Genomic DNA, 26,567 nt, shown 5'->3' on the forward strand with positions numbered 1-26,567 from the left:
AGCACAGCCCAAGACCAACTTTGCCGCCAGCTCACCGATCAGAAGCTGGACGAGTTACCCGGCCAAGATTGCGTGACGGGCCACTAGGTGGCCTGGACGCCGTAAGTGACCATGACGCCCCCGGGCGACCCGACTACTCGGCCTGGGGTGCCGGGCGGATTTCGAAGGCGGTTTGCGGGTCCAGGGTGCCGCGGACGAGGAACATGTCCGGGCCGTAGGCGTTGGACACGCCCACCGCGGTCTGCTTGTTCCCGACCTCGCGGTCGTCGGGGAGGTCGCGGTACTGGAAGAGCATGCGCCCGTCCGGGTACAGGACGCCCTCGAAGGTGATGCGCGTGTCGGTCCCGCCGACCAGCACGTCGCGCCATTCGATGACGAACGACTCGCCCATCGTGGCCGTCCGTACGGAGGACTGGCTGTCGTAGGTGAGTTCGTGGCTGTACGGCGCGGCCCAGGACCATGCGCCGCTCATCGGATCGTAGAAGAGCAGCAGGCCGGGGCCGGTGACGCCGACGCTGGTGAAGGTGTCGCCCGACAGCGGGAAGGCGAACGGGAGCGCGACCATGGAGCTGGTCGTGGCGTTCACGTCGATCGCGTCGGTGCCCGCGACCCACGCCGTGGGCTTGCGTGCGCAGGCGAAGCCGGAGTCGTCGACGGGCATGCCCTGGGTCAGGTCGACGACGATGTCTCCGCTGACGGTGAGCCGCTTCTGGACGAGCACGTCGCAGGCCCGGGTGAAGACCTGGATCCATTGGGTGCCGCCGCGCACATCGGTCAGCGTGTAGGAGCCGGTCGCGTCAGTGGTCGCCGCCTTCACGTCGAGGTTCATGACGGCGACGGTGGCACCCGGTAGGGGCTTGCCGGAACTGTCGCGGACGGTGCCGGTGATGGTGTTCTTGGGGGGATAGAGGGTGATGTCCAGGTCGATTACCTGTCCCTCCTGTGTAATGGGGACGTCCTTGCGCCAGTACGCCCACTCGGGCTCGGAGACGATGACGGCGTAGCGGTCTGCCGGGGCGTAGAGACGGTAGACGCCCGAGGCGTCCGTGACGGTGTCCAGCAGAGTGCCGCCGGCCGGCCGCGACAGCGCGATTTCGACGTCCTTGAGCGGAGTGCCGGCGGAGTCACGGACGACGCCCTGGATGACGCCGGAGCCGTAGAAGCGGATCCCCATGCCGGTCCGCAGGACGGGCACGTCGGTGGCGTACTCGAAGGCGATCAGGCCGGTGCCGTTCTCGATGCCGATCGTGGCGGAGGAACCGCGTGGCATCAGGCCGTTCGACAGGGACTTGTACTGGAAGAGGATCTGCCCGTTCTCGTGCAGTTCGGCGGAGAAGGTCAGCCGTGCCGTCGGCTGGGCGACCAGGGAGACGTTGCGCCACTCCACGACGTAGCGCCGGTTGGGGGCGGTGCCGAGGGTGGTGGTGAGCACCTGGGCCGAGGAGTCGACGTTCAGGTCGTCCCAGAAGGCGTAGATCGCCGCGTTCGGCAAGCCGCCGCTCGGGATACGGCCGTTGAAGGACAGGGTGCTGAGCCGCTGGAAGTTGATGAAGCCGTTGGTGGAGATCCAGGCCTTTGTGTACGGCTTGCCGTACAGGGGGAAGGCGAACGGCAGCGTGACGGCCACGCCCGCGTCGTCGCCGGTCAGCGCCAGTGCGGTGGTGCCCGGCTCCCAGCTGAGCTGCGGGATCACGTCACATTTGTTGCCGAAGTCGTCCGTGCGCAGTGGGGTGTCGATCGGGAGGAACTCGTCGCCGTCGACCTCGAGGGTGACGGTCGTGGAGCCGCCGCACCGGGCGCCCTGGACGTTGATCCGCCAGGTGCCGACCGGCACGCCGAACATGGCGAAGGTGCCGTCGGACTCGGTGGTCACCGGGGTGTAGGGCGTGCCGTCGATGGAGACCACGGCGCCGGGCAGCGGCTCTCCGCCGGTCTGGCGGACCTCGCCGTAGACGTCGTAGCGCGGGACGGCGGACAGGGTCAGGTCGCGGGTGGCGGTGCCGCCGGCGGACACGGTGGCGGTGCCCGTGGCGGGCGCGTAGCCGAAGGCCCAGGCGGTGATCTCGTACGAGCCGGGCGGGAGCCGGAGGCTGAAGGAGCCGTCGGCGCCGCCCTGGGTGGTGCGCTTGGCGCCGGACGTCGTCAGGGTGACGGTCGGGTTCGGCACCGGGGAGCCGACGGCGTCCCGCACCGTGCCGGTGAGCGTGCCGGTGGTGCCGCGCGGCGCGAAGGTCACCGCGGCGAAGGCGTCCAGCCGCCCCTGGCCCCACACCCGGTTGTCGGCACTGGTGCCGCCGCAGCTGTAGTCGGTGGCGTCCACGGCCGTCTCGTCCAGCGTCAGCCGGGTGGCGGCGACGTCGCCGCGCAGGGCGGGCGCGGCCGACCACAGCAGCGCCAGGGCCCCGGCCACGTGGGGCGTGGCCATGGAGGTGCCGCTGAGCACCTCGTACTCTCCGCCCGGCACCGAGGAGCGTACGGCGGCTCCGGGCGCGGTGATGTTCGGCTTGATGCCGGCGGCCTCGGGGTCGCCGCGGCTGGAGAAGTCGGCGATCTTCCCGTCCGACTGGTACGCGCCGACGGCGTAGGTGTTCTCGTAGTCGCCGGGGGAGTGCGCGGTGCCGCACGCCGGGCCCTCGTTCCCGGCGGCGAACAGCGGGAAGATTCCCGAGGCCACCCAGGCGTCTACGATCTCCTGGTAGAACGGGTCGCCCCCGTCACCGCCCCAGGAGTTGCTCACCAGGTGCGGCGCGAGGTCGGGGCGCGGGTTGTTCCCCTGCAGATCGGTGGGGGCGAGCATCCACTGGCCGGCCGTGAGCAGGAAGTCGTCGCTGCAGGTGTTGGACTCGCAGCCCTTGGCGGTGATCCAGGTGGCGCCGGGCGCCACGCCGATGCCGTCGGCGCCGACGATCGTGCCCATCGTGTGGGTGCCGTGCCCGTTGTTGTCGCACGGCGTGACCGAGGGAGAGCCGCACACCCGCGTGGGATCGAACCAGTTGTAGTTGTGGTCGTAGGTGCCGTCGGCCTTCCTGCCCCGGTACCGCGCGGCCAGGGCGGGGTGGTCGTACTGCACGCCGGAGTCGATGGTCGCGACCACGACGCCCTCGCCCCTGGCACCGAACTGGGACCAGACGCGTGGGGCACCGACGCTGTCCACGCCCCACTCCACGCCCGCGGCGGCCCGGGCCACGGCCTGCGCCGAGCGGTCCGGCTCCGGGATGGAGACCGAGCCGGCCGGCCGCACCCGGGCCACGTCGGGCCGTTCGGCCAGCTTGCGCACCAGGTCAGGGCCGGCTCCGCGGACCAGCACGGAGTTGACCAGCCAATAGGGGGTGAAGGTGGCCCTGGACTCGCGCAGGAAGGCCCGCAGGCCCTTCTGGCTGCGCTCGGCGGTCTCGCGTAGCGTGCGGAACCCGTAATCCGCCTTCTCGGTGTGGCCGCGCAACGTGCGCGCGCCGGACAGGTCGGCCTTCTCCTTCAGCATGACGAACACGTCGGTCGTGTCCTGCTTGGCGAGTGTGTCGGCGATCACGCGGTCGAGCCGCTCGGGCACGGGCGGGGGTGGGGGGCCGGCGGCAGCCGGTGCGGCGAAGCCCAGCAGCAGCGCGGGGACGAGTAAGGCCGGCAGGAGACGGCGCATGGTGGTTCCTATTCGAAGAGGGAGTCGAGGTAGGCGAGCCCTTGGTTGGCCGTCATGCCGACCATCGCCTGGATGTTCACGTGCTCGCGTTCCGAGCGGGCCAGCGCCGGCCACATGCCGTCGCCGCCGGAGCCCTCGTCGGCTTGGACGAAGGCGTCGACCACGCTGTTGATCTCGTTCACCAGCGTCTGCGTGATGACCACCCGGTCGCCCGCTGACGTGCCGACCGTGCGGAAGGCGGGTTCGAGGGACTGCATGACGTGCGCGGTCTTACGGCGGAGATCGTCGTCGGCCGTCAGCAGATCCATCGCGCGGCTGTTGGCGCGCGAGTACAGCTGGGCGTAGTGCATGGTCGCGCCGGACTCGGCGTTCTCGAACATCCCGCGCAGGCGCAGCAGCGCGGCGACGGTGGCGTCGGTGCTGGAGCCGTTGGGGTCCATCGCCTCCAGGCCCACCCCGGACAGCGACTCGTCCGCGAAACAGAGGCAGAACTGGCGCGGCGACTCGTAGGTGCCGTCGATCCCGACGGCGCCGAAGGCACGCCAGGTCTCCAGCATCTCGGGCGAGTTCTTGCCGTACAGGTCGGACGCCGCCTGGATGGCGCCGCTGCGCGTGTCGGAGAAGCGCGAGCGCGGGGCGAGCATGACGGTCAGGTCGCGGTAGGCGATCTCGGCGGTCTTCGGTATGCCGATACGGGTGGCCAGGATGTACCAGGCGTGGCTGGGGATCAGGCTGTTGAAGTGCACCCAGCCGCCGTCGAGGCAGCCCAGCCAGTATTCGCTGTAGTGCGCGGGGTGCGGCTTGCCGTCGAAGCTGATCGCGTGCGGATTCGCCAGGTCGCGGATGACGCCGAGCGAGCTGCCCTCGCCGGCCTTCCACGAGGTGCTGCCCTTCAGCTTGTACTCGGTGAAGGCGGCGAAGACGTCGGAGAAGCTCTCGTGCAGCGAGCCGCCCTGGAAGAAGCTGAACAGATTCGCCGAGGTGAACGTCACGCCGTGCGTCCACTCGTGCGCCACGATGGTGAGTGTGGAGGTGCCTTCGCCGAACATGGTCTCGCCGGTCAGCGGGTCGAAGAAGGCGTTCTTGACCGGCGAGTGGTCACCGTTGTTGGAGTAGCGCGCGTAGGAGTTCATCTCGCCGCCCTCGCCGTCCCAGCTGTCTCGGCCGAAGGTGGACATCATGTAGTCGTAGAAGTGGCCGCTGTTGTCGTAGACCTTGTTGACGTCGTCCACCGCGACCGGCCCCTGGCCCTCGGTCCGGGCCGGCCCGCTGTCGGTGCGCCAGTTGTTGTCCAGGTCCCACACGCTGCGCTGCTTGTACTCCAGGAGGCCCGGCTCGAACTTGACGATCCGGCCGGTGCTCAGCGCGTCGACGTAGAAGACGGTGGAGCGCCCGTCGTCGGCGACCATCGGCACCCGCCAGACCAGGGCCGCGGGCACCGGCTTGCCCGGGTCGGGCTCGTCGGGCAGCAACAGCAGCTCGGGCTGCTCGCCGGCCTTGGTGCCCGGCATGGCGCGGGCGGCGGCGGTGACCGCGCCCTCCGGCGTGAGGGTGGGCTTGGTGCCCGCCGGCTCAAGGTCGGGGATGAAGTAGTTGGTCAGGCCACGCACGGTCTTGCCCTTGGCGTCGCGGTGCACACCGACGCGCGCGCCGTACACCGGAACGCCGCCGATCTCCTGCTGGAACCAGTCGTGCTTGAGCCCCAGCGGGTCCTTGGGCCGGGCGGGCAGCGCGCGCAGCTGGGCGACGGGGTCCTTGGCGGCGAAGAGCCCGGCGTTGGCGCGCAGCCAGCTCTTGACGTCCTTGCCGGTGTGGCTCTCCAGGCTCAGCATCGTGGGCACGCCGAGCCAGGGGTCCTTGGCCATGTTCACGCCGGAGTCGGCGGAGATCCGCGGCCCGTTGCCGGCGTCCTGCACGCCGACCTTGGCGAGGGCCTCGGTCACCCCCGGCCGCAGGTAGCCGACCGGCGCGGGCTCGGGCGGGCCGGCGGCCGCCATCGTCATCGGCAGCTCGGCCCTGCCCTGCTGTGTCGGGGCGGCCACCGCCGAGCCCGAGACGATGAACTGCGCGGTCAGCAGTAGGGCGGCGGCCGCGGCCAGCACCTTGACGCGGCGGGCGGCCTGGCCGAGCAGTCCGGCGGCGAAGCACCAGGCCAGACCGAGGACGAACGCCGACGGCGCGGGTGTGCTGACCGTCGCGAGCGGGCCGGGGGCCACAGCCGCGGTGATCGCGGCCGTGGCGGTGAGGACGGTCGCGTATCCGGCCGAGGCGGCCAGCAGCCGCCTCCTGTCGCCGGTGAGCAGGCCCGCCACCACGCCGGCCGCCACCGGTCCGAGCGCGACCAGGACCAGCGGCGAGCCTTGCAGCAGGAACCGCGCCGGCCAGATCCGGCCGCCGGTGGAGAGCGCGGCGGACCACCAGTCCACCGGGCCGCCCGTGGCCGCCGCAGCGGCGGCGGTGACGCCGTTCGCGCTACCGGACAGGTAGCTGCCGACGAGCCCTTCCGCCCCGGCTACCAGCAGGTCCAGGACGGCCCACGCCACCGCGACGCAGACCGCGGCCGCGATCGCGCCGACGGATAACGCGGCGGCTATGGCACGGAAGACGTTGACGTTTCTTGCCGAGCGCATGGCAAGCCTCCACACATGAGCGGTGGGTAACCGGAGAACTCACGCCGCCCCGCATTCAGGCATGCGTCCGCCCACTACCGGCATGGTGGGCTTCGGGGGAGTAAAAGATCGGCCAGTGATGATCAGCTGGAGTATCAGGCGCTCAAAGCGGTCCAGTCAATACTGACTTTTACGGTCTTGACCACATGCTTGTTGATATATACGTTTACGTCGCCTTGATCTTGGCGCCACTGGTCCCGGCCGGGCCCGCCGTGCCACGAACGCCCAGAACCAGCCCCTTCTCACGGCCCGACCCCAGCCTGGAGGCATCGAGATGCGCCGCAGGTTCTTATTGGTCATGCTCGCCGTCGTGTTGGCAGGCGCCGGAGCGAGCGTCCCCGCCTCGGCCGATTCCGGCGAGCCGGCTTCACCGTCGTCACCGGAGCGGCACACGATCTCCGTCGGAGTGCCGACCGACAAGAAAACCACCCGCGAGCGTGCCGCCAAGGCTCGCGAGACTCAGCGGGCACAGTCGCAAAGCGTCACCACCCTGGACGTCGACGCGGGCAGCGTGACCCCCGTGAGCGCGGGCGCCGACGGAGCCCTCGCCCTGGCCCGCGCGCTTGTCGCCGACAGCAGCCTGAGCGGGGCCAGGTACACCACCACCCCACCCACCTCCGGCACGAACGGCCTGGCCATCGGGGTGGCCGGGGTCTCCGGCACGTCGGTCCTGCTCACGACCGGCGACGCCACGCTGGCACCCCGGCCCAACGACTTCGACTCCTCCGGCCGCGACTCGGGCGGCGGCAAGGTGCGCGGCGACAGCGCCTACGACGTCACCGTGCTCGAAGTGGGCCTGGACGTGCCCGCGTGGGCCAGTTGCCTGGTCTTCGAGGTCAAGTACCTCAGCGAGGAGTTCCCCGAGTTCATCCGGACGGCCTACAACGACGGCTTCATCGCCGAGCTCGACCGGACCACCTGGACGACCGACGACTCGAGCATTCTGGCGCCGGACAACTTCGCCTTCGACCCCTCGGGCAACGTCATCTCCACCAACACCACCGGCCGGCTCGCGATGACCGCCTCGGCCGCTGCCGGCAGCACCTACGACGGGGCCACGCCCCTGATGCGGGTGGCCACTCCGATCACCGGCGGCGCGCACAAGATCTATCTGTCGATCTTCGACCAGCACGACGCGGTCTACGACTCGGCCGCGCTGGTGCGCAACCTTCGCTACACCCAGGACGAGCAGGCCGACTGCGGCCGCGGGGCCCAGCCGACGACCAAGCCGGTGATCTTCGTGCCCGGCATCATGGGCAGCAGGCTCAAGGACGAGGCGGGGGAGGACTGGTGGCCGGGCGGTTCCAAGATACTCAGCCCGACCGACGCGCACCTGGACAACATCATGCTCAACGACGACGGTAAGACCGACGCAGAGGGCAACGGGGTGTACGCGTCCGACGTCCTCATGACGGTCCTCGGCGCGATACCGATCTACAAGAACGCCGTCGCCCTCCTGCAGAGCCACGGCTACGTCCTGGGCGACGTCGACAATCCGCAGCCGGGTGAGAGCCTCTTCCTCAACCCCGTGGACTGGCGCAAGTCGGGCGCCGACAACGCCGATCAGCTGCTGGACCGCATCGAGGAGATCAGACGGGTCACCGGCGCCGACCGGGTCGACATCATCGCCCACTCCCAGGGCGGGCTGGTGACGACCGCCGCCGTGCGCATGCAGCGGTCCGTCGGCAAGATCAACCGGATCGCCACCATCGGCACGCCGTACCTCGGCGCCGCCAAGGCACTGGGCGTGATGCACTACAAGACCCCGTGCGTGGTCGACATCGTCCTCGGCCGCTGCCTGGTCAACAGGAACGAGGCCGCGAAGATCACTCGCAACTTCCCGGGATTCCTCGAACTGCTGCCCTCCGACAACTACCACCGCGTGGTCGAGCCGCCGGTCAACCGCATCCCGGGCGGTCCGCTCACCCCTGACCAGGTGCGCGACATGCTGAGTGACAAGAACCTCGCGCTGATCGACCAGGCGCGTGCCTGGCACCGGGCGGCCGATGCATGGAACCCCGCAGACGGAAGGGTCGGGCTGACCCGCCTGGTCGGCACCGGCGTCACCACCCTGACGAGCCTCGACGAGATCGCCGAGGAGCACTGCGACGAGCAGTACGGCTGGTGGAAGAGGTGCACCAAGGGCACCGGCGTGCTGCTCAACTGGAGTGACCTCGGCGACGGCACCGTGCCGCTCGGGTCGGCCCGTCTCACCCCCGAGTTGCGCGGCGACTCGGTGACGCTTGACCCATACCCCGGGGTCAAGCACCAGGAGCTGCCCAACACCTCGCAGGTGATGGCCTCGGCGGTGTACTCGATTCAGGGCGAGGGGCCCACCGCCGGCACCTTGGCGCCGCTGGAGACGCAGGAGGCCGAGCCGGTCCCGGCCGTGGCCGCGGGAGGTCTGACGGGAACCGAGCTGATGGTCAGGGGCCCGGTCAACCTGCTGCTCACCGACGCCGCCGGCCGGCGCACCGGCTTCACCGACCCGTCGACGGAGGCCGAGCTGGAGGACATTCCCGGCAGCTCCTACGCCGCGGGCACCGGTGCCTACAAGCAGATCTCGGCCTTCCTCACCCAGGGCAAGGCCAAGGCGGAGATCACCGCTACAGGATTCGGCTACGTCTACATCCGGATGCGCGGCTACGCCAACGGTGTCATCACCTCGACGACCCCGTATGAGCCGATCCTGATCGGCAAGGGCGACCACATCGTCTTCAACGGTGAGGGCGTGACAGTGCCGGTGAGCAGGGTGTCCGTCACGCCGTGCGACGCCGGCTGCCCCGCGCAGAATCCGCTGCCGACCGTGACCGGCTCGGCCGCCGCCGACGAGACCCCGCCCGACACCAGCGTCGACCTCGCCTATGACGAGCTCGATGGCAAGAAGCGGGTGCACATCGCCGCCTCCGGTTCCGACTCCGGAGGGGCCGGAGTGGAGCGGATCGAGTGGGCCATCGAGTCCAGCGACCCGAACGAGGCCCCGCAGTATCAGACGTACGGCCAGTCGTTCTACTGGATGAGGCCCGTCGGCTCGACGGCGACCTGGACCCTGCATCTGCGCAGCATCGACAAGACGGGCAACATCGACAGCTCTTACGTGGAAGTCCCGCTCAATCTCTGATCACCACTCGACACTGATCGGGTTCCAGCCAGGGCGTGGCCGGAACCCGATCTCGTCATGCCGAGCGGGAGGCCATCAGCTCGCACAGCGGCTCCAAGACCCGCCTGGCGGGGCGATCCGGGAGTCTGCGCACGGCCGACCTGGCCCGGGCGGCGTATCGGGACACCTCCGCTCTGGCGGCGGCCAGCCCGGCCGAGGACCGCAACAGTGCCAGCGCCTCGGCACGCAGACCCGCGTCCTCGATCGGGCCGGCGGCCAGGACATCGCTCAGCTTCCCGCCCTCCCGTAAAGCCAGCAGGGCGGGCAGGGTCCGCACCCCCGCCCGCAGGTCGGTCCCCGCGACCTTGCCCGCCCGATCCGCGCCCGAGACGATGTCGATGACGTCGTCGGACAACTGGAACGCGACGCCGAGGGCCTCGCCGTAGTCCGCCAGGGCAGCCACGGTCGCGGTGTCGGCGCCGGCGCAGATCCCGCCCAGCCGTACGGCCAGCGCGATGAGAGAGGCCGACTTGTCGCGCACCACCTCCAGGTAGTGCTCGACCGGATCCTGTCCGGGCCGCGGCCCGGCGACCTCCCTGACCTGACCCCGCACCAGCCGCTCGAACGCCTCGGCCTGAGCGCGGCGTGCCGTCTCGTCCAGCTCCAGACTGAGCGTGGCTCCCCGGGCGACGAGGTGGTCGCCCACCAGGATGGCGATCTTGTTGTTCCAGCGTGTGTGCGCGCTCGGCACCCCGTGCCTCAGCGGCGCTTCGTCCATCACGTCGTCGTGATAGAGGGAGGCGGCGTGGATGAGCTCCACGACCACCGCCGCGTCCAGCACCGAAGCGCGCTCCGGATCACCGAACTGCGCTCCCAGCAGTACCAGGAGGGGACGCCAGCGCTTGCCTCCCGCGCCCAGCAGGTATCCGGCTGCCTCGCTGATCAGGGGATCGGGCGAGTCCGTGGCGGTGTCGCGCAACCGGGTCTCGATGTCGGCCATGCTCTTGCGCAGGCGGTCGGCCAGCTCAGGATCAGATACCACAAGTTGCTCAATAGCCGACATGCCGCCTCTATCGGTCGATTTCTCGATTTGGCCAGACTTTAGTGACACTTCGCGATCTTCGCGGCTGACCCGTGATCTCAATTTGTCACCGGAGTAATAGGTGTACGGCCCGGGCGAGTCGATCGACCCGGGCGGGTGACATCGGGCATCGTCCCGATGTCACGGACGGCGTCTGTCCCGATACTTTTCGTATCCGGTCGGTCCGTAGGGGGGAAGCCGTCCGGTCGATGCCGCGCGGCGGGGGGCGACGTCGCGGCAGGGTTCGGCGGCGAGGTCGGGCCGAGGGGGACCGTCTCGTCGCCGAACCTCCCACCCCGGGTGGTGAATCTTCACCGGGGTGGGGCAATCCTCCACCCAGAGTAGTCATCTGGTTACGCACTCATGATTGGCTGGGCGGCCATGCATGGGAGGGCGAATCTGGTGACGGACGTGCTGGGGCGGCGAGGCAACCTTCCCGCTGAGACGAGCACCTTCATGGGGCGGGCCGAGGATCTGGCCGAGGTCGGACGGCTCCTGCGGGAGGAGTCCCTGGTCACGTTGACCGGCGTGGCGGGAGTGGGGAAGACGCGGCTCGCGCTGAAGGCCGCCGGAGAGCGGAGCGACGGCGCCTGGCTGGCCGACCTGTCCGCCGAGCGCAACGGCGCCCTCCTGGCGCACACGATCGGGGCCGCGATCGGCCTGAAGGAACAGGCGGCACGACCCCAGGAGGACGTCCTCGCCGAACACCTCTCCGGCAGGCGGATGGTCCTGATCCTCGACACGTGCGAGCACCTCATCGGCCCGTGCCGAGCGCTGGTCGGCCAGATCCTGCGGGCCGCCCCCGACGTCCGCGTCCTGGCCACCAGCAGGGAGCCTCTCGGCCTCCCCGGTGAGCGCGTCCACACCGTCCGGCCGCTCCCCGTCACCGAGGAGGACTGCGACGCCGTACGACTCTTCCGCGAGCGCGCCCGGGCGGTGCGTCCCGGCTTCGAATGCTCCGACGCCGTCGTACGGCTGTGCGGGCGACTCGACGGCGTTCCCCTGGCGCTGGAACTCGCCGCCAGGCGGCTGCGCGCCCTCACGGCGGGTGAGCTGCTCGACCGCATCGACGACCGGTTCTCACTGCTCGCCGGCGGCGGCCGTACCGCCAGGCACCGGACACTGCGCACGGCGGTGGGGTGGAGCCACGAGCTGTGCACTCCCGAGGAGCGGTTGTTGTGGGCCAGGCTCTCGGTGTTCGGCGGGACGTTCGGCGCCGAGGCCGCGGCGGACGTGTGCTCCGACGAACAGCTGGTGAACGTGCCCGACCTGCTCGCCCGGCTCGTGGACAAGTCCGTGGTGATCCGGCACGGCCAGCGATTCCGCATGCTCGACATGATGCGGGACTACGGCAGGGAGTGGCTCCATGTGCTGGGGGAGGAGCGGCTGCTCGCCCGCCGCCACCGCGAGCACTCCCTCGCGCTCCGGCGCGGGATGCGGCACCCCAGGCGGCGCGACGCGGGCGACCCCGCGAGAAGGCCGGAGTCCAGCCGCCCGCACCCCGGACCGGGGCACTGACTCCTCACGCCCCGGCGGTCACTCCGGCTGGGTGAGCCAGACGTCGATCTCGCCGAGCAGTTCCTTCTTGAAGGAGTCGGGAGCCGTCGACGATCGGATCGACTGCCGGGCCAGCTCGGCGACCTCCGCGTCCCGGAAGCCGAGCACATCCCGCGCGAGCTCGTACTGCGGGAGCAGTCGCGCGCCGAACAGCAGCGGGTCGTCCGCGCCGAACGCGATCGGCACCCCCGCGTCGAACAGCTTCCGCACCGGCACGCTCTCGGGGCTCTCGGCCACGCCGAGCCCCACGTTGGAAAGAGGGCACACCTCGCACGCGATCTGCCGGTCGGCGAGGCGTTCGAGCAGGCGGTCGTTCTCGGCCGCGCGGATGCCGTGCCCGACCCGGTCGGCGTCCAGGTCGTCGACGCACTCCGCGACGCTGGCCGCGCCCAGCAACTCGCCGCCGTGCGGTACGGCCAGCAGCCCGGCCCGTTTGGCGATGCGGAAGGCGGCGTCGAAGTCCCTGGCCCGGCCGCGTCGCTCGTCGTTCGACAGACCGAAGCCCACCACACCCCGCCCCGCGTACTGCGCGGCCAGCCGGGCGAGCGTCCGCGCGTCGAGGGGATGCCGGGTGCGGTTGGCCGCCACGATCACCGCGATGCCGACACCGGCCGAACTCGAGGCACGCGCCGCGGCGTCGAGCATCAGCTCCAGAGTCGCGGTCAGCCCGCCGAAACGGCCGGCATAGCCGGACGGGTCCACCTGGATCTCCAGCCACCGCGACCCCTCGGCCACCTCGTCCTCCGCCGCCTCCTTGAGCAGGCGGTAGACGTCCTCCGGACGGGCGAGCACCGATCGGGCGATGTCGTACAACCGCTGGAACCTGAACCAGCCGCGCTCGTCCGTCGCGCGCAGCTTCGGCGGCCAGTCCTGCACCAGGGCGTCGGGCAGGTGGACACCGCGCTCCTGCGCGAGCTCGATCAGCGTCGTATGCCGCATCGAGCCGGTGAAGTGAAGGTGCAGGTGGGCCTTGGGAAGCTTGTCGAGTGAGCGCGGCATTTCCATATCCTGCCGCATCGGCGTCTCAACCTCGTGCGGCTTCCACGCGTTGTGGACGGTCGAAAGGGGAGCCTATGACGGAAGAAGACGAAGCGGCCTTCGACGAGTTCCTGGCCGCGCGAAGCACCGCTCTGCTCCGCACCGCGATCCTGGTCTGCGGCGCGACCCCGCATGACGCCGAGGACCTGGTCCAGGGCGCGCTGGAGAAGGTGTACCGGCACTGGCCGCGCATCCGGCACGACAACCCCGAGGCGTACGCGCGCAAGGTCGTCGTCAACGCCGCGATCACGAAAGCCCGCAGGAGGCGGGTGATCCAGGAGATCACCTTCGCGAGCCCTCCCGACACACCCGTGGAGTCACCGGACCCGGGGCTGCGGGAGCTCCTGCTGGCGGAGCTGGGGAAGCTGCCGGCGCGGATGCGCGCGGTGCTGGTCCTGCGGTACTGGGAGGACATGTCAGAGGCCGAGACGGCGGCGTCTCTTGGCTGCTCGGTGGGGACTGTGAAAAGCCAGGCCGCCCGTGGTCTGGCGAGAATCCGTGAACGCCTGGGAACGCTGGAAGGAGCGTCCGCATGAACGTGGAAGAGGTGCTGAAGGAGGCCATGACCTCCCGGGTGGCGGGCGTGCAGGCCCCTCCGACGATGGGGCAGCGGATCCGCCGCCGCAACCGCAGCCATGTCGTCCGGTTTCGTACGGCGGGGGCCGCGCTGCTGACCGTCGCCGTGGCGGGAGCCGTACCGGTGTATCTGTCCTCGACGTCGGCTCCGGTGGCGGCGCCGGTGGGAGCGCCCGGCGGGACGTCCGAGCCGGTGGGTGACGATCACGCCCTGTCCGGAAATGTCGTACCTGATGTCGTCGGTATGACCAACGACACGGTCAGGGAAGTCCTGGAGGCCGCCGGATTCAAGGTGGCCTGGAGGAAGGTCATCCACGAGGAGCGGGCGCCCGGGACGATCATCACCCAGCAGCCCGCGGCAGGGACCGTCGCCCCGGAAGGGTCCACCGTAGAGATCACGATGGCGACGAGCGGGGGACCACAGCCGAAGGAAAGCGGGCAGCCGACCCCGACGCCGTCGTCCGAGGCCCCGATGCCGCAGGACCTCGGCGACCTGGGCGACGGCCGGACCTTCGGCGGTGCCCACTTCGGCTACCTCCCCGACGGCCTCGTATGGGGCAAGTGGTCGGGCAAGGACGGCTTCGGCCGCACGAGCTACACGACCACGTGGGTCGAGCCGGGCCGGACGGGCACCGGGGAGTACTCGGTGCAGGCGGTGGTCTACAAGGGCAAGGCCGCCCGCGACCGGCGTGGTTTCGCCAAGGGCGACCCGGTGATGATCCACGGCAAGCGGGGATTCCTCGGTCCACTCACTGAGGGCGGCGACGTCGCGGGGAGCTCCCCGGAGACCACCCTCACGCTGGTCTGGTTCGACCGCGAGAACCTCGCGGTCGAGATCATGTTCAGCCCCACGTTCGCCGAGAAGCTCGGTGGGGACGCCGCCGCGGCGGAGATCCAGAAGATCGCCGAGGGGGTGGCCGTCAAGAACTGACGATCCTCACGAGTCTCGCGCCCCTGTGTCGTCGGGTTCACAGGGGCGCGAGCCGTTCCCGAGGCTTCACCGCGCCGCTCGGCCTCCTCCTCGTTCACAGGCCGGCAGGGTCGGGAAAGCGCGGCGTCCGAAGGCGGGTTCGGGTGTGCGGCGTCAGGCGCGGCTCGCGGGCGTGGCGTCCGGCGGCGGGCTCGCGACGCGGCCGGGCAACCCTTTCCCGCTCCCGGGCGTACAAGAGGGCATGACACTGGACAGAGCCGAGTGAACCCTCCCGAGGGGTTCGCGGAGTTCGTGGCCGCCCGTGGCACGAGCCTGCTGCGCACGGCGTATCTCGCCTGCGGCTCCCAGGACGAAGCCGAGGACGTACTGCAGAGCGCGCTGGAGCGGGCGTGCCGGAACTGGCACCGGCTCCGCGAGGACATCGCGCCGGAACCCTATGTCCGGAAGATCATCGTCAACCTCGCGATCAGCCGTGGCCGGCGCCGCGCCATCCTGCGGATGATCCCGACGCATTCCCCTCCGGACAGGGCCGTACCCGCCGCCGACGTCGAACTGCGGCAGGTCCTCATGGACGGCCTGCGCACCCTCCCGCCGCGCCAGCGCGCCGTCGTCGTCCTCCGGTACTGGGAGGACATGACCGAGTCCCAGACCGCCCAGGTTCTCGGATGTTCCGTCGGCACGGTGAAGAGCCAGGCGTCCAAAGCACTGGTACGGCTCCGCGCGCTGCTCGGTGAGGAGGTGACCGGCCTTGTCGGATCTTGAGAGTGAGCTCAGGAACGCCATGACCGAGGCGACCACCGCGCTGCGGATCGCCCCCGACCTGGCCGACCGTGTCGTGCTGCGCACGCGCCGGCGGAACACCGCCAGGTTCCGGCTGGTGGCCGCCGTCGTCGCCCTCGTGCTGGCGACGATCCCGGTGTACGCGGTGATCCGCGAGCAGCGGCGGTCCGCCGCTCCCACCGTGGCCGAGACCGTCGACGGCGTCGAGGTGCGCGGCCTTCCCGAGGGACTCGGCCGACCCGAGACGTTCGAGCTGGACGACCACGGCCTGCGGGGGAAGGCCGCCCGCTGGAGCCAGGGAGATCGCACCATCCAGGTCACCGTCTACCGGTCGGAGGAGCACGCGGGCGACTACCTCGGACTCCAGCGGCGCGGGTTCCTGCCCGACGGCACACTCTGGCGGCACCGCGGAGGCGGCCTGATGTCCGCCGGGCGCGACGACCTGATCTGGTGGGAACAGGATGGCCTGGTGCTGCGGGTGACGACCTCGGCCTCCACCAAGGAGTACCTCGAACCGGTGGCGATGAGCCTGCGCGTCCCCTGGGATCCCGCCCTGGACACCATGCGCGTGACCTACATGCCGGAGCGTTTCGACCGTGTCTCCGGCGAGCCGCGGGAGGTCCGCGACGGGCTCGGCCGGTGGTGGAGCGACGATCAGAACGCCTCCATCGCCATCGAGGTCGTACGCGGTGACCGGGCGAAGAACCTGAGCGCGCTGCGCCGGGTCGCCTGGCCGACCAACGAGGAGTTCCTCGACGCGCGGACGACCACCGTCGGCCGATCGCGCGCCCTGGAGGGACGCGTCGTGGGCAACAGCGGCGGGCGGCTCGACAAGGGCCGGATGCTCATGTGGCTCGTCGAGCCCGGCCTCGGCGTGCGGATATGGGCGATGGGCGCGACCGAGGACGAGATGCGGCGGGTGGCCGAAGGCATCGAGCCGGCCCCGCCGGTGGACGCCCCGTCCGTGGACGGCGTCGAGGCGCCCCCCGCTCTACGATCGCTGGCGGAGGCGGCCGAGGTCCGCACGCTGGGGTGGAACTGGACGACCACGACAACGTATTGGGGGCATCCGCCCGGCAAGGGCTGGTATATCGCTGTATCCGTTCACCGAGGCGGGCTCGTCGGCGCCGAACAATGGCGGGAGGACGTCTTCCGGACGAAGCCCGAGGCCGCGACCGTCGGCGGCGTCCGCGGCCTTCTGACCACTTCCACCGAGACGGTGCGCGCCGGTGGCCGACCGCGGCTCATGCGGACCCGGAGCTTCGCCTGGGAGCCGGCGACCGGCCTCGCCGTCGTGGTGACCAGTGCCACGGATCCGGCGTCCTCGACCGCCTACCCGAACCTCGACCTCGATCAGCTGGTACGGGGTGTCCGCGCGCCGTAGCCGTACCGACGCCAGGCGGTACACCTACCGGAACGGAAAGACCCGGGTCACGGCGACCCGGGTCTCTCCGACGGAGATGTCAGTGCGCTTCCGCGAGCAGCTTCGCCACGCGGCTGACGCCCTCGACGAGATCGTCGTCGCCCAGCGCGTACGACAGCCGGAAGTAGCCGGGGGTGCCGAACGCCTCACCGGGCACCAGGGCGACCTCGGCCTCTTCGAGGATCAGCTCGGCCAACTCGGCGGACGACGCGGGCCGACGGCCGCGGATCTCCTTGCCCAGCAGGGCCTTGATGCTCGGGTACGCGTAGAACGCGCCGAACGGCTCGGGGCACACCACGCCCGGGATCTCGTTGAGCATCCGGACCATGGTCTGCCGGCGGCGGTCGAACGCCTCGCGCATCTTCGCGACGGCCGACAGGTCGCCGGAGACGGCGGCGAGCGCGGCGGCCTGGGCCACGTTCGACACGTTGGACGTCGCGTGCGACTGCAGGTTCGTCGCGCCCTTCACCACATCGGACGGCCCGAGGAGCCAGCCCACCCGCCAACCGGTCATCGCGTACGTCTTCGCCACGCCGTTCAGGACGACCACGCGCTCGCGCAGTTCGGGTACGGCCGTGGCGATGCTGGAGAACGTCGCGCCGCCGTACACGAGGTGCTCGTAGATCTCGTCCGTGACGACCCAGAGGCCCTTGTCCAGCGCCCAGCGGCCGATCTCCTCGACCTGCGCGGGCGAGTAGACGGCGCCGGTCGGGTTGGACGGGGAGACGAACAGCAAGACCTTGGTCCGCTCGGTCAGCTTCTCCTCGAGCTGCTCGATCGAGGCCAGGTATCCCGTGGTCTCGTCCGTCACGACGTCGACCTGGACGCCGCCGGCGAGCTTGATCGCCTCCGGATAGGTCGTCCAGTAGGGCGCGATGACCAGAACCTCGTCACCCGGGTCGAGCAGGGTCGCGAACGTCGCGTAGACGGCCTGCTTGCCGCCGTTGGTCACCAGCACCTGCGAGGCGTCGACCTGGAACCCGGAGTCGCGCAGCGTCTTCTCCGCGATGGCCTGCTTGAGCTCGGGCAGTCCACCGGCCGGCGTGTACTTGTGGAACCTGGGGTTCCGGCACGCCTCGACGGCCGCTTCGACGATGTAGTCCGGAGTCGGGAAGTCTGGCTCGCCGGCGCCGAAGCCGATGACCGGCCGACCGGCCGCCTTCATCGCCTTGGCCTTGGCGTCCACCGCCAGCGTCGCGGACTCGGAAATCGCGGAGATACGCGCGGAGATGCGAGGTCGGGTCATGCCTCCATCGTTCCAGACCTGCGGGAATCCTTCCGCGCTTATCCATCATCCGGACAGTCGCGGAAGGTAGCTTTGAGCTGCGCGGACGATCTGGTTCGACGAAGTCGGCATTCCCACGTACACTTCAGCGTCTAGTGGGCCACGACGGGAAACGTTCGGCGATGTCGATCCGTTTCTCGGGTATGGTGGTGCACGGCTTAGGGCACTAGCGCAATTGGTAGCGCACCGGTCTCCAAAACCGGCGGTTGGGGGTTCGAGTCCCTCGTGCCCTGCGGAGTGCGGTCCGCGCACCAAAGGCGTAAAAGCGCGCCGCAAGTTGCGATGGACACGACGGATCAGGTGAGGACTGTGGCGATCGACACCCGCGGTGAAACCGCTGGAAAGCCAGGCAAGCCGAGCGGTGAGAAGAAGGCCAAGCGCACCTCTCCCGCGCTTTTCTACCGGCAGGTCGTCGCCGAACTGCATAAGGTCATCTGGCCGAGGCGCAAGGATCTGATCACTTACACCTCTGTGGTCCTCGGCTTTGTTGTGATCATGGTTGCGATCGTAGCCGGGCTAGACTTCCTGCTGACGAAGGGTGTGCTGGCGGTCTTCGGCGGATCCTGATCCGACCCTGGTCGTCGCACGTCATGTCACCGACGAAAGAGGAAGAGTCACCGTGTCCGAGTCCCCGCTGCCGGTCGATGGCTCCCGCGATGAGTGGGAGACCGAGCCGGACGAGGCCGTAGAGAAGGTCGACGACACCGCAGCCGCCGGCGAGGACGGCGCTGACGCTGATGTCGACGTCGACTCGGGCGAGGCTGTGGCAGAGGTTGACGAAGACGGCGATGTCGTCCCGGAAGTCGACCCCGTCGAAGAGTTCAAGCGCCAGCTCCGCGGCCAGTTCGGCGAGTGGTATGTGATCCACTCCTACGCCGGCTATGAGAACCGCGTGAAGCAGAACATCGAGAGCCGCACCGGGTCTCTCAACATGGAGGACTACATCTTCCAGGTTGAGGTCCCGACCCACACCATCACGGAGTTCAAGGGCGGCAAGAAGACTCCGATCAAGGAGCGCGTGCTTCCGGGGTACGTCCTGGTCCGGATGGACCTCACCGACGAGTCCTGGGCCGCGGTGCGCAACACGCCCGGGGTCACCGGCTTCGTCGGCCTCTCGAACAAGCCGAGCCCGCTGAACCTCGACGAGGTCGCCAAGCTGCTGGCGCCCGAGCCGACCGAGGAAGTGAAGAAGGCCGCCTCCAAGGCGACCGCCGCGACCGTCGACTTCGAGGTCGGCGAGTCCGTCACCGTCATGGACGGCCCGTTCGCCACGCTGCCCGCCACTGTCAGCGAGATCAGCGTCGAGTCGCAGAAGCTCAAGGTGCTCGTGTCCATCTTCGGTCGCGAGACTCCTGTCGAGCTGTCGTTCAACCAGGTCTCGAAGATCTGACGGCCTGGCATAGACTCGTTAGTCGTCCTCACGGTCGTGAGGGTGAGCCCGGACGGCGGCACCGTTGACGGTGCCGCCGTGTCCTCACGTGGTGAGGGCCGGGCTGAGAGATTCAAGTAGTCAAGGACCCGGAGAGAGCATGCCTCCCAAGAAGAAGATCGCGGCACTGGTCAAGGTCCAGCTTCCCGCTGGCCAGGCCACTCCCGCGCCGCCGGTCGGTACCGCGCTCGGTCCGCACGGCGTGAACATCATGGAATTCGTCAAGCAGTACAACGCTGCGACGGAGGCCCAGCGGGGCAACATCATCCCCGTCGAGATCACCATCTTCGAAGACCGCACCTTCACCTTCATCACGAAGACGCCGCCGGCGCCCGAGCTGATCAAGAAGGCCGCCGGTCTGCAGAAGGGCAGCGCGAACCCGCACAAGGACAAGGTGGGCAAGCTCACCAAGGACCAGCTGCGTCAGATCGCCGAGACCAAGATGCAGGACCTCAACGCCAACGACATCGAGGCCGCTGAGAAGATCATCGCCGGCACCGCCCGGTCGATGGGCATCACGATCGCCGAGTAGTTCACCCGACGCAGACAAGCACTGTGGCAGGGCCAGCGCCGGCCCGCACCACGAACTCCATGAGGAGCCTGAAGTGAAGCGCAGCAAGAACTGGAAGAACGCGGCCGACCAGGTCGACCGCGACAGCCTGTACACCCCGCTGGACGGCGTCCGGCTGGCGAAGAAGACCGCGACCGCCAAGTTCGACGCCACGGTCGAGGTCGCCCTGCGCCTGGGTGTCGACCCGCGCAAGGCGGACCAGATGGTCCGCGGCACCGTCAACCTCCCGCACGGCACCGGCAAGACCGCCCGGGTCCTGGTCTTCGCGACCGGCGACCGTGCCGAGGAGGCGCGCGCCGCGGGCGCCGACATCGTGGGCGCCGACGAGCTGATCGACGAGGTGGCCAAGGGTCGTCTCGACTTCGACGCCGTCGTCGCGACGCCGGACCTGATGGGCAAGGTCGGCCGCCTCGGCCGCGTGCTCGGTCCGCGTGGTCTCATGCCCAACCCGAAGACCGGCACCGTCACGCCGGCCGTCGGCAAGGCCGTCACCGACATCAAGGGCGGCAAGATCGAGTTCCGTGTCGACCGGCACGCGAACCTGCACTTCATCATCGGCAAGGCGTCCTTCGAGGAGCGTCAGCTCGTCGAGAACTACGCCGCCGCCCTCGACGAGGTGCTGCGTCTCAAGCCGTCGGCCGCCAAGGGCCGTTACCTCAAGAAGGTCACCTTCACCACGTCCATGGGCCCGGGCATCCCGGTCGACCCGAACGTGACGCGGGCGATGACCGCCGAGATCGACGCCTGATCTCTCACATCTGAGAAAGCCCCTGCCCGGGTGTCCGGGCAGGGGCTTTCTCGTGTACGGAATGTTGGGATACTGCGCAGAACGCGCGGCGGAGGGTCGGGCACCATAGGGTCAAGGGCAGTCGTCCGGAAACGAAGGGACAATGACATGCGCCGACTTCTGCTGGCCGCCGGGGCGGTCGCCGTGATCGGGGTCGCGGGATGCGCCCCCGCGGTCACCTCGATCGAGAACGTGAGGCTCTCCGCGTCCGAGGTGCTGCAGCAGACCTCCGAGAAGGCGCAGGACGTCACCTCCTACACCGCCGACCTCGTCGTGGACTTCTCCGACGCCACGAACCGTACGGGCAACATCCAGGGCAAGATGCGCTACCAGCAGAAGCCCGAGCTCGCCACGGATCTCACGCTCAACCAGATCTCCGTGGACGGCCAGAACATCCCCGGCGGGCTCCGGGTGATCCTCCAGGGCGACACCGTGTACGTGAAGTCCGACATGCTCAAGACCTTCGTGGGCGCCACCAAGCCGTGGATCAAGCTGGATCTCAAGCAGCTCGGCGCGTCCGGGGGCGTCAACGTGGACGAGATCCTCGGCCGGGCCCAGCAGATCGACCTCAAGACGAGCGTGGCGCTCCTGACCGCCTCCAAGGACGTCAAGGCCGTCGGCGCCGAGCAGGTCGGTGGCGTGGACACCACGCACTACTCGGGCACCTTCCCGGTGGCCGAGGCCGTGAAGCAGGTCGCTCCCGAGATGCGCGCCAAGGCGGAGGCCGGCCTGGCCCGGGTCGATGACATGAAGTTCGACGCGTGGATCGACGCCGACGGCCTGCCGCGGAAGATCACGCTGAATGGCGACCAGGGCCGTGGTTCGTTCAACGCCACCGTCGCCTTCACGTCGTTCAACGAGTCCGTCGCGATCGAGACGCCGGCCGCGGACCAGGTCGGGGAGCTGCCGCAACACCTTCGCGGCAACTGATTTGGCGTCAGGGGGGTTGACACTCTATTCTGGCTTTTGCCAAAGACCGCCGGTCGTCTCTGGACTGCCAACAGTCCAGTGACCGAAGGATCCACATCAGTGGACGACCAGCGCAGGTGTGATGTGAGCTTCGGACGCGTTCGCGTCTGTGTCAGCCCCGTGCGCCTGCGCCGGGGCTCCTCCTTTTTCTGGACGCCTTCGCCGGTGGCACATCTGGAAGGAGGCCCATGGCGAGGGCGGATAAGGCGACCGCGGTTGCCGAACTCGAGAATGAGTTCGAGGGCTCCAGCGGCGCCGTTCTGACCGAATACCGCGGTCTCACCGTCGCTCAGCTCAAGGAGCTGCGCGTTTCTCTCGGTGGGAATGCGAAGTTCGCCGTGGCGAAGAACACGCTGACCAAGATCGCGGCCAACCGCGCCGGGATCACCGCTCTGGACGACCTGCTCCAGGGCCCCACCGCGATCGCGTTCGTCAAGGGCGACGTGGTCGAGGCGGCCAAGGGTCTGCGTGACTTCGCCAAGGCCAACCCCCTTCTGGTGATCAAGGGTGGTGTCGTCGACGGCAAGTCGATGACCCCGGCCGAGATCTCCAAGCTTGCCGACCTTGAGTCCCGCGAGGTCCTCCTCGCGAAGCTGGCCGGTGCGCTGAAGGCGAAGCAGTCTCAGGCTGCCGCCACCTTCGCCGCGCTGCCCACCAACATGGCTCGACTGGCCGAGGCCCTGCGCGCCAAGCGCGAAGAGGCCGGCGAGTAGGTCCGTCAACCACGGACCCTGGGGGGAAGCGCACACCGCGGTCCCTGCACGTTTTTGCTAGATCCACACGGAGGAACAATCATGGCGAAGCTCAGCACCGACGAGCTGCTCGAGACCTTCAAGGAGATGACCCTCCTTGAGCTGTCCGACTTCGTGAAGCTCTTCGAGGAGACCTTCGACGTCAAGGCCGCCGCTCCGGTCGCCGTGGCCGCGGCCGCCGCCCCGGGCGCGCCCGCCGCCGAGGAGGCCGAGGAGCAGGACGAGTTCGAGGTCGTCCTCGAGTCGGCCGGCGACAAGAAGATCCAGGTCATCAAGGAGATCCGCGCTCTGACGAGCCTGGGCCTCAAGGAGGCCAAGGACCTCGTGGACGGCGCTCCCAAGGCCGTCTTCGACGGCAAGGTCAACAAGGAGCAGGCGGAGAAGGCCAAGGCTGCCCTCGAGGGTGCCGGCGCCAGCGTCACCGTCAAGTAACTCTGACGTTCACCGCGAAAGGGCGGTCACCTTCGGGTGGCCGCCCTTTCCGTGTTCCTACGGCCAGACCGTATCGGCAGACTCCTATATGTCGATCTATGTAGCGGGATACCATCCGGCGTCCGATTACATGATCAGGGGGTGAGGCGTCGTTGGGACGCACGCTGATCACAGGGCTGGCGGTGCTCGTGGCCGGGCTGGTCGCGGCCGCCGTGTGGGCCGGGACGAGCCGGAGCGCGGCGCAGGCGGACGAGCGGGACCGCCGGGCGGCCGTCCAGGCCGCCACCGTCCACGCGGCCGCTCTGCTCGCGCTGGACCACCGTACGGTCGACCAGGACGTGAAACGCCTCATCGACACCTCGACCGGCCAGGCTCGGGAGGGCTACGTCAGAGGCAGGGCCGCGATGAGACAGGCCACCCTGGAGCGCGAGGTCTCGCAGACCGGGGTGCTCCGCGCGTCGGGCCTCGTGTCGATGGACGGGGAAAGGCGCACCGCCGAGGTCCTCGTCGTGGGCGACGCCTTGATCCGCTGGGAGGCGGACGACAAGGACGCTCCGGAGGAGCGTCTCTATCGATGGCGGATGGAGGTCACCGAGGTCGGTGACCGATGGCTGGTCTCCAGGTCGGAGCTGGTGCAGTGAGGCGGATCCTGGTCGCGGTCCTCACGGCGCTCGCGGTGGTGCTCGCCGCCGCCGTCGCCCTGCTGTACGCGGACCTGAGGCGCATCCAGGACGGCGTCGCGGCGGGGCGTGAGGCCATGACCGCGGCCCGCTCGTACGCCGTCGACATGTTGTCCTACGACTACCGGACGATGGGGGCGGACCTCGCCCGGGCCGGGAGCCACACCACGGGCGCGCTCGCCGTACGGTATGCCCGGCTCGCGGAGACGCTGCCACCGGTCGCCCGGCAGCGCCAGGAGGTACGGCAGGCGGTCGTGGCGGCCGCCGCGGTCGAGTCGGCGACCCCGGAGGAGGCCCGGATCCTGGTGTTCCTGAACACGGTCACCAGCAGCCGCGAGCCCGGCGGGAACCAGCCGAAACAGGTGGTCGATCAGAACCGGGCACGCCTGGTGATGACCAGGGAGAACGGCCGCTGGCTGGTCTCCGATCTCTCCACGCTCCTGGGTGACACGCCCGCTCAGTAGGCCGGGTTATTCAATTGTTAGCAAAGACTATGTTTGGGCTGAGTTACGCAGGGACATACCGATCACAGGCAGTGTCGACCGTTGGTCAGCGTTCGGCTCGCCGTGTGACAGAGCGTTAGCCGGACGGGCTCGCGGGTATCGTCTGGGTCCGGCGAGGTTCGACCGTCATGCGAGCGGGAAAACCCAGCGTGCTGGGCATCAGTTGGCCGAAATGTCGCCCCTCGGGCTTGACGTTTCGGCGCTGACGGGTGATGCTGCCACCAACGTGGAGCGCAGAGCGAGAGCGGAGTGGACAGGTGTATGCCCATCGGCTACACTGCCCCTTTGCGCTGCCCTTTGACGACCCGCTTCTCTGAGTAACTCTGTTGCATGGTCGTCTGGCGTGCGTGTAGTCAGTCCGCGAGCCCTCGGAAGGACATCTGTTGGCAGCCTCGCGCAACGCCTCCGCCGTACCCGCCGGTCCCCGTACCGTGTCATTCGCACGTATCGAGGAGCCGCTCGAAGTTCCCGACCTTCTGGCCCTGCAGACCGAGTCGTTCGACTGGTTGCTCGGCAACGAGAAGTGGAAGGGTCGGGTCGAGGCGGCTCGCCAGGTCGGGCGCAAGGACGTTCCGGCCCAGTCAGGTCTCGAAGAGATCTTCGAGGAGATCAGTCCGATCGAGGACTTCTCCGGAACCATGTCCCTGTCGTTCCGCGACCACCGGTTCGAGCCGCCGAAGTACTCAGTCGATGAGTGCAAAGACAAGGACATGACCTACTCCGCCCCGATGTTCGTGACGGCGGAGTTCATCAATAACACCACCGGTGAGATCAAGAGCCAGACGGTGTTCATGGGCGACTTCCCGCTCATGACCTCGAAGGGCACTTTCATCATCAACGGCACCGAGCGTGTCGTGGTCTCCCAGCTGGTGCGGTCCCCGGGCGTCTACTTCGACCGTTCGGTCGACAAGACCTCCGACAAGGACCTGTTCGGCTGCAAGGTGATCCCGTCGCGGGGTGCCTGGCTGGAGTTCGAGATCGACAAGCGCGACAGTGTCGGCGTCCGCATCGACCGTAAGCGCAAGCAGCCCGTCACGGTGCTGCTGAAGGCGCTCGGCTGGACGACCGACCAGATTCTGGAGCGTTTCGGTCAGTACGAGTCGATGCGGGCCACCCTGGAGAAGGACCACACCTCCGGCCAGGACGACGCCCTGCTCGACATCTACCGCAAGCTGCGTCCGGGTGAGCCTCCGACCAAGGAGTCCGCGCAGACGCTGCTGGAGAACCTCTATTTCAATCCCAAGCGTTACGACCTCGCGAAGGTCGGGCGTTACAAGATTAACAAGAAGCTCGGTGTCGACGCCGACATCACCCAGGGCACGCTGACCGACGAGGACATCGTCGCCACGATCGAGTACATCGTGCGCCTGCACGCCGGCGAGGACAGCATGGGCCCCGACGGCTCGGTGATCGTCGAGACGGACGACATCGACCACTTCGGCAACCGCCGCCTGCGCAGCGTTGGCGAGCTCATCCAGAACCAGGTCCGCCTGGGCCTGGCCCGCATGGAGCGCGTCGTGCGCGAGCGCATGACGACCCAGGACGTCGAGGCGATCACGCCGCAGACCCTGATCAACATTCGCCCGGTCGTGGCGTCGATCAAGGAGTTCTTCGGTACGTCGCAGTTGTCGCAGTTCATGGACCAGACCAACCCGCTGGCCGGCCTGACGCACAAGCGGCGTCTCTCGGCCCTGGGCCCGGGTGGTCTGTCGCGTGAGCGGGCCGGCTTCGAGGTCCGTGACGTGCACCCGTCCCACTACGGCCGGATGTGCCCGATCGAGACGCCGGAAGGCCCGAACATCGGCCTGATCGGCTCGCTGTCGTCCTTCGGCCGCGTCAACTCGTTCGGTTTCGTGGAGACCCCGTACCGCCGCGTCGTCGACGGCCGGGTCACCGACGAGATCGACTACCTGACCGCGGACGAGGAGGACCGGCACGTCGTCGCCCAGGCCAACACGGCCCTGAACGCCGACGGCAGCTTCGGGGACTCCCGTGTGCTGGCCCGCCGCAAGGGTGGCGAGTTCGAGGCCGTCCACCCGTCCGACGTGGACTACATGGACGTCTCGCCGCGCCAGATGGTGTCGGTCGCGACCGCCATGATCCCGTTCCTCGAGCACGACGACGCCAACCGCGCGCTCATGGGTTCGAACATGCAGCGCCAGTCGGTGCCCCTGCTCAAGAGCGAGGCCCCGCTGGTCGGCACCGGCATGGAGTACCGCGCCGCGACCGACGCCGGTGACGTCATCAGCGCCGAGAAGGCGGGCGTGGTCGAGGAGGTCTCCGCCGACTACGTCACCGTGATGAACGACGACGGCACGCGCACCACCTACCGCGTCGCGAAGTTCAAGCGCTCCAACCAGGGCACCT

21 protein-coding genes and 1 tRNA gene are annotated in these 26,567 nt (G+C 69.1%); 17 read left to right on the forward strand and 5 right to left on the reverse strand.

All coding sequences use genetic code 11. The features are described from left to right. Positions 1-133 precede the first annotated feature (133 nt). The gene (locus tag IMZ11_RS37910; RefSeq protein WP_228647601.1) at positions 134-3,637 is read right to left on the reverse strand and encodes a carboxypeptidase regulatory-like domain-containing protein; all 3,504 of its coding nucleotides are present in this window, start codon (positions 3,635-3,637) and stop codon (positions 134-136) included. Between the two features lie 8 nt (positions 3,638-3,645). Beyond that, entirely contained in the window at positions 3,646-6,267 is a 2,622-nt protein-coding gene (locus IMZ11_RS37915) for a M4 family metallopeptidase (RefSeq protein ID WP_228647603.1), read from the reverse strand. Between the two features lie 349 nt (positions 6,268-6,616). Here IMZ11_RS37915 and IMZ11_RS37920 point away from each other — a divergent pair, with 349 nt between their 5' ends. After that, positions 6,617-9,427, forward strand: coding sequence for a choice-of-anchor L domain-containing protein (locus tag IMZ11_RS37920; protein ID WP_228647605.1), 2,811 nt, complete (start codon positions 6,617-6,619; stop codon positions 9,425-9,427). A gap of 55 nt (positions 9,428-9,482) precedes the next feature. Here IMZ11_RS37920 and IMZ11_RS37925 read toward each other — a convergent pair whose 3' ends face one another. Further along, positions 9,483-10,448, reverse strand: a complete 966-nt coding sequence (locus IMZ11_RS37925; RefSeq protein ID WP_228647607.1) for a polyprenyl synthetase family protein — start codon at positions 10,446-10,448, stop codon at positions 9,483-9,485. A 441-nt stretch (positions 10,449-10,889) separates the two neighbouring features. Here IMZ11_RS37925 and IMZ11_RS37930 point away from each other — a divergent pair, with 441 nt between their 5' ends. Beyond that, entirely contained in the window at positions 10,890-12,005 is a 1,116-nt protein-coding gene (locus IMZ11_RS37930) for a hypothetical protein (RefSeq protein WP_228647609.1), read from the forward strand. 18 nt (positions 12,006-12,023) lie between these two features. Here IMZ11_RS37930 and IMZ11_RS37935 read toward each other — a convergent pair whose 3' ends face one another. Next, on the reverse strand, positions 12,024-13,049 hold the full coding sequence (locus tag IMZ11_RS37935; RefSeq protein WP_228647636.1) for an adenosine deaminase: 1,026 nt from the start codon (positions 13,047-13,049) through the stop codon (positions 12,024-12,026). Positions 13,050-13,117: 68 nt separating this feature from the next. Here IMZ11_RS37935 and IMZ11_RS37940 point away from each other — a divergent pair, with 68 nt between their 5' ends. The 4 genes from IMZ11_RS37940 to IMZ11_RS37955 all read left to right on the forward strand — a co-directional run bounded on the left by IMZ11_RS37940 (position 13,118) and on the right by IMZ11_RS37955 (position 16,753). Then, complete coding sequence (locus IMZ11_RS37940; RefSeq protein WP_228647611.1) at positions 13,118-13,618, forward strand: SigE family RNA polymerase sigma factor; 501 nt, start codon at positions 13,118-13,120, stop codon at positions 13,616-13,618. Beyond that, positions 13,615-14,589, forward strand: a complete 975-nt coding sequence (locus tag IMZ11_RS37945) for a PASTA domain-containing protein (RefSeq protein WP_228647613.1) — start codon at positions 13,615-13,617, stop codon at positions 14,587-14,589. Before IMZ11_RS37940 ends, IMZ11_RS37945 begins: the two co-directional genes overlap by 4 nt. Before the next feature lie 261 nt (positions 14,590-14,850). Continuing rightward, positions 14,851-15,351, forward strand: a complete 501-nt coding sequence (locus tag IMZ11_RS37950; RefSeq protein ID WP_228647615.1) for a SigE family RNA polymerase sigma factor — start codon at positions 14,851-14,853, stop codon at positions 15,349-15,351. Then, positions 15,338-16,753: a hypothetical protein gene (locus IMZ11_RS37955; protein WP_228647617.1), complete on the forward strand. Its 1,416-nt coding sequence runs from the start codon at positions 15,338-15,340 to the stop codon at positions 16,751-16,753. Before IMZ11_RS37950 ends, IMZ11_RS37955 begins: the two co-directional genes overlap by 14 nt. A gap of 79 nt (positions 16,754-16,832) precedes the next feature. Here the strand turns inward: IMZ11_RS37955 and IMZ11_RS37960 are convergent, their stop codons facing one another. Further along, positions 16,833-18,038: a pyridoxal phosphate-dependent aminotransferase gene (locus IMZ11_RS37960; protein ID WP_228647619.1), complete on the reverse strand. Its 1,206-nt coding sequence runs from the start codon at positions 18,036-18,038 to the stop codon at positions 16,833-16,835. A gap of 199 nt (positions 18,039-18,237) precedes the next feature. Between IMZ11_RS37960 and IMZ11_RS37965 the strand changes: the two genes are divergently transcribed. The 11 genes from IMZ11_RS37965 to IMZ11_RS38015 all read left to right on the forward strand — a co-directional run. Further along, positions 18,238-18,310: transfer RNA gene (locus IMZ11_RS37965), tRNA-Trp, on the forward strand. A 76-nt stretch (positions 18,311-18,386) separates the two neighbouring features. Then, positions 18,387-18,644, forward strand: a complete 258-nt coding sequence (gene secE / locus IMZ11_RS37970; RefSeq protein ID WP_061253671.1) for a preprotein translocase subunit SecE — start codon at positions 18,387-18,389, stop codon at positions 18,642-18,644. 52 nt (positions 18,645-18,696) lie between these two features. After that, on the forward strand, positions 18,697-19,467 hold the full coding sequence (gene nusG / locus IMZ11_RS37975; protein WP_228647622.1) for a transcription termination/antitermination protein NusG: 771 nt from the start codon (positions 18,697-18,699) through the stop codon (positions 19,465-19,467). Positions 19,468-19,606: 139 nt separating this feature from the next. Next, positions 19,607-20,038, forward strand: coding sequence for a 50S ribosomal protein L11 (gene rplK, locus IMZ11_RS37980; protein WP_061253204.1), 432 nt, complete (start codon positions 19,607-19,609; stop codon positions 20,036-20,038). Between the two features lie 73 nt (positions 20,039-20,111). Then, entirely contained in the window at positions 20,112-20,825 is a 714-nt protein-coding gene (rplA, locus tag IMZ11_RS37985; protein ID WP_228647624.1) for a 50S ribosomal protein L1, read from the forward strand. Positions 20,826-20,972: 147 nt separating this feature from the next. Continuing rightward, positions 20,973-21,794 carry an LppX_LprAFG lipoprotein gene (locus IMZ11_RS37990; protein ID WP_228647626.1) on the forward strand — a complete coding sequence of 274 codons (822 nt, stop codon included), beginning with the start codon at positions 20,973-20,975 and terminating at the stop codon, positions 21,792-21,794. A gap of 227 nt (positions 21,795-22,021) precedes the next feature. After that, the gene (rplJ, locus tag IMZ11_RS37995; protein ID WP_061253207.1) at positions 22,022-22,546 is read left to right on the forward strand and encodes a 50S ribosomal protein L10; all 525 of its coding nucleotides are present in this window, start codon (positions 22,022-22,024) and stop codon (positions 22,544-22,546) included. An 81-nt stretch (positions 22,547-22,627) separates the two neighbouring features. Next, positions 22,628-23,017, forward strand: a complete 390-nt coding sequence (gene rplL, locus IMZ11_RS38000) for a 50S ribosomal protein L7/L12 (RefSeq protein WP_228647628.1) — start codon at positions 22,628-22,630, stop codon at positions 23,015-23,017. 152 nt (positions 23,018-23,169) lie between these two features. After that, positions 23,170-23,658 (forward strand): hypothetical protein, encoded by a 489-nt coding sequence (locus tag IMZ11_RS38005; protein WP_228647630.1) that lies wholly within the window; start codon positions 23,170-23,172, stop codon positions 23,656-23,658. Continuing rightward, complete coding sequence (locus IMZ11_RS38010; RefSeq protein WP_228647632.1) at positions 23,655-24,161, forward strand: hypothetical protein; 507 nt, start codon at positions 23,655-23,657, stop codon at positions 24,159-24,161. The genes IMZ11_RS38005 and IMZ11_RS38010 overlap by 4 nt, the downstream gene beginning before the upstream one ends. A 422-nt stretch (positions 24,162-24,583) precedes the next feature. Then, positions 24,584-26,567: DNA-directed RNA polymerase subunit beta (locus tag IMZ11_RS38015; RefSeq protein WP_228647634.1), on the forward strand; the 1,984-nt coding region annotated here is incomplete at its 3' end.

Source organism: Microtetraspora sp. AC03309 (assembly GCF_020826795.1).
Lineage (GTDB): Bacteria > Actinomycetota > Actinomycetes > Streptosporangiales > Streptosporangiaceae > Microtetraspora > Microtetraspora glauca.

Coding starts and splice junctions, on each gene's coding strand:
- IMZ11_RS37935 (WP_228647636.1), bottom strand. CDS start 13,049: ATGGAAATGCCGCGCTCACTCGACAAGCTTCCCAAGGCCCACCTGCAC.
- IMZ11_RS37940 (WP_228647611.1), top strand. CDS start 13,118: ATGACGGAAGAAGACGAAGCGGCCTTCGACGAGTTCCTGGCCGCGCGA.
- rplJ (WP_061253207.1), top strand. CDS start 22,022: ATGGCGAGGGCGGATAAGGCGACCGCGGTTGCCGAACTCGAGAATGAG.
- IMZ11_RS37960 (WP_228647619.1), bottom strand. CDS start 18,038: ATGACCCGACCTCGCATCTCCGCGCGTATCTCCGCGATTTCCGAGTCC.
- rplL (WP_228647628.1), top strand. CDS start 22,628: ATGGCGAAGCTCAGCACCGACGAGCTGCTCGAGACCTTCAAGGAGATG.
- IMZ11_RS37910 (WP_228647601.1), bottom strand. CDS start 3,637: ATGCGCCGTCTCCTGCCGGCCTTACTCGTCCCCGCGCTGCTGCTGGGC.
- IMZ11_RS37990 (WP_228647626.1), top strand. CDS start 20,973: ATGCGCCGACTTCTGCTGGCCGCCGGGGCGGTCGCCGTGATCGGGGTC.
- IMZ11_RS37945 (WP_228647613.1), top strand. CDS start 13,615: ATGAACGTGGAAGAGGTGCTGAAGGAGGCCATGACCTCCCGGGTGGCG.
- IMZ11_RS37915 (WP_228647603.1), bottom strand. CDS start 6,267: ATGCGCTCGGCAAGAAACGTCAACGTCTTCCGTGCCATAGCCGCCGCG.
- rplK (WP_061253204.1), top strand. CDS start 19,607: ATGCCTCCCAAGAAGAAGATCGCGGCACTGGTCAAGGTCCAGCTTCCC.